Source organism: Streptomyces spongiae (genome assembly GCF_009377185.1).
Lineage (GTDB): Bacteria > Actinomycetota > Actinomycetes > Streptomycetales > Streptomycetaceae > Streptomyces > Streptomyces spongiae.
Genome location: NZ_VJZC01000846.1, coordinates 1 through 3,185 on the forward strand (window position 1 = coordinate 1; position 3,185 = coordinate 3,185).

Consider the following 3,185-nt stretch of genomic DNA (forward strand, 5'->3'; position numbering starts at 1 on the left):
CTCCCCGTCCCCCGCCACCGCATCGGCCCCGTCGTCCAGGCCCTGCTCCACCTCGCCCGCGAAGAGGGCCCGCTCGAACTCGCCCACCGCCTGGAGGAGTTGCTCCTCGCCGTGGACACCCTCCTGCCCGAGCGGCCCGCCCCGCACGACGACCCCACCTGGTGGGCCACGCACCTGGTCGCCGAAACCCTGTCGGCCGTACCCGACGCGCTCGCCCACCTGGGACTGCTCCGGCTGCTCACCGACTGGATCGTCCTGTGGAGGGCCCAGGGCCGGGGCGTACCAAGGGAGTTCGGACCGGCCTTCTGGGAGGCTCTGCCGTTGCCCGAGGCGGAACGGCTCGACCTCCTGCGGCGCCTCGTCGTCGCCGACCCGCCCACGGGCGAGGGCACCCGCTTCCTGGACGCGGCCTCCCGGCTCCTCGCGGCCGACCCCGCCGCCGTACAGCCGCACCTCACCCGCTGGTTCTCCGACGACCGCCCTCTCGCCGCGACGCCGGACGCGACCGTGGCGACGGCGGCGCAGGCGCTGCTGCACACCCATCGGCGCCACGCGCTGGACGACCTGACGGAGGCGCTCGTGGCCTGCGCGCACCGGCGCGGCGACGAACTCCTCGCCGTCCTCGCGGAGGAGGAGCCCTCGGCGGTGTGCCGCGCCGTCGACCGCTGGGCGCACGACGAGCGCCCGGCACGACGGGTGGCGGCCCTGACGTACGCCCTGCGCGCCGTGGCGCACGTGCGCACGGAGGCCGACTGCGAGCTGCTCCGCTACGCCGCGCTCACCCTGCTGGGCCGCCCCGCCGACGTCACCCTGCACGGCGGTGCGCTCGCCCTCCTCGTCCGGGACACGCGGACCCGCTCCCGTCACCTCCCGCAGGCCGTGGAGCGCTTCGTCGCGGGTGACCCGCACCTGCCCGCGAGCGCGCTCGCGCCCGCGTTCGCCACGCACGCGGACCAGGTGCTGGACGCGTTCCGGCTGCGGCTGCGCTCCCCCCGGCCGGACTCGGGCGAGGTCCTGCGGACCCTGGCCGACGTCACCACCCCCGTCCTCGCCCGCCAGGTCGCCGCACTCGTCCGCGAGGTCGTGGAGCTGCGCCCGGAGGCCGCCGCGCACGTGGCCGAGTACGTCGACCTTCGGCTGGAGCACGGGCCCGCGACGCGCGGGGTGCTGTTCCCGCTGGTCGCCGGTCTGCTGGCCGGTGGTCCCGCGCAGGTGCGGGCGGCGCTCGCCGGCGTGCTCGCCGTGCCGGACACCCCGGCCTCGGGCGGGCTGCGGCGTGAGCTGCTGGACCTGCTGCTGGCGAGCGAGAGGGACCCGGCCGTGCTGGAGGCGGTGCTGCGTGCGGCGGTGGGCGGAGCGAGCCGCGGAGGAGGCGGCGGAGGCGGCAGAGACGGAGGAGATGGAGGAGGTGGAGGAGGTGGAGTAGATGGATGCGGCGGCGGACCGTCGTTCCGCGAGCTCGTGCGACGTACGGGTCTCCTCCTCGTCCGCACCCCCGAAGGCGCCACCCGCTTCGACCGCGCCCTCGTGGACCTCGCCCGCCACGTCCCGGGCTTCGCGGTTCAGGTCTCGGGATGGCTCAGCGGCTCGCCGGCGGAGTGGGCCGCGGTGGTCGGCCCGAGCGCCCGCCGCATGATCGAGAACCTCGCGGGGGTACGGGTCCCCGCGTGAGCCGCCCGCACCGCGTCCGTTACGGTACGCGTGCCACCCGTCACAGCCTCCATGCCGATGCGGGCCGACGGCACCCGGCATGGCACCCTTAGACCTGCGTACGCGGCAACCACGGACACGGGTTCGACCAGTTTTCGACAAGGAGCAGGCACAGTGCAGCGCTGGCGTGGCTTGGAGGACATCCCCCAGGACTGGGGGCGCAGCGTCGTCACCATCGGCTCCTACGACGGGGTCCACCGCGGTCACCAGCTGATCATCAGGCACGCCGTGGACCGCGCCCGGGAGCTGGGCGTCCCGTCCGTCGTCGTGACCTTCGACCCGCATCCCAGCGAGGTCGTCCGGCCGGGCAGCCACCCGCCGCTGCTCGCCCCGCACCACCGCCGTGCCGAACTGATGACGGAGCTGGGCGTGGACGCGGTGCTCATCCTCCCCTTCACGACGGAGTTCTCGAAGCTGTCGCCGGCCGACTTCGTGGTCAAGGTCCTGGTCGACAAGCTGCACGCCAAGGCCGTCGTCGAGGGCCCGAACTTCCGCTTCGGCCACAAGGCCGCCGGCAACGTAGGGTTCCTCGCCGAGCAGGGCAAGACGTACGACTTCGAGGTCGAGGTCGTCGACCTGTACGTGACCGGTGACGCGGGCGGCGGGCAGCCCTTCTCCTCGACCCTGACCCGGCGGCTGGTGGCCGAAGGAGACGTCGAGGGCGCCCACGAGATCCTCGGCCGCCCGCACCGGGTCGAGGGCGTCGTCGTACGGGGCGCGCAGCGCGGCCGCGAGCTGGGCTTCCCCACGGCGAACGTGGAGACGCTCCCGCACACCGCCATCCCCGCCGACGGCGTCTACGCCGGGTGGCTGCACGTCGCGGACGAGGCCATGCCCGCCGCCATCTCCGTCGGCACGAACCCGCAGTTCGACGGCACCGAGCGGACCGTCGAGGCATACGCCATCGACCGGGTCGACCTCGACCTGTACGGCCTGCACGTCGCCGTCGACTTCCTCGCCTTCGTGCGCGGGCAGCAGAAGTTCGAGTCGTTGGAGGCGTTGCTGGAGGCCATGGCGGGCGATGTGAAACGCTGCCGTGAGCTGGTCGAGGCCGCCGAAGGCTCCGCCTGAAGCCTGTCCGGTTTTGTAGAATCTCCCTGTCCGTAAGGTCAGTTGAACGGAGAGTGCACCCGGTGGCGACCGAGCAGGAGAAGGAAGCGCTGTACGCCATGGACATCAGTGGCGTCGAGTGGGTCGGCTCCCCTGATGGACCCCAGGACGAGCGGGTGGAGATCGCTTATCTGGAAGGCGGTGCCGTCGCGATGCGCAACTCGGCGGACCCCGACACCGTGCTGCGCTACACCGAGGCGGAGTGGCGGGCGTTCGTACTCGGGGCGCGTGACGGGGAGTTCGATCTGCAGTGACACCAGGGAAATGACACCCGGGAAATGACACCCGTGGGAGTGACACCCGGGAAGTGAAGCCAGGTAAGTGTCACCAGGGACAGGTACGCGAGAGGGCCGGCACCGTGAAGG

2 protein-coding genes and 1 pseudogene are annotated in these 3,185 nt (G+C 72.9%); all 3 read left to right on the forward strand.

Going from position 1 to position 3,185, the window contains the following annotated elements; all coding sequences use genetic code 11:
* A pseudogene (locus tag FNH08_RS47645) lies at positions 1 to 1,671 on the forward strand (serine protease); the annotation flags it as partial.
* A 153-nt stretch (positions 1,672 to 1,824) separates the two neighbouring features.
* Positions 1,825 to 2,781 (forward strand): bifunctional riboflavin kinase/FAD synthetase, encoded by a 957-nt coding sequence (locus FNH08_RS47650; protein ID WP_322726597.1) that lies wholly within the window; start codon positions 1,825 to 1,827, stop codon positions 2,779 to 2,781.
* Positions 2,782 to 2,843: 62 nt separating this feature from the next.
* Positions 2,844 to 3,074 (forward strand): DUF397 domain-containing protein, encoded by a 231-nt coding sequence (locus FNH08_RS47655; protein WP_322726598.1) that lies wholly within the window; start codon positions 2,844 to 2,846, stop codon positions 3,072 to 3,074.
* Positions 3,075 to 3,185 lie beyond the last annotated feature (111 nt).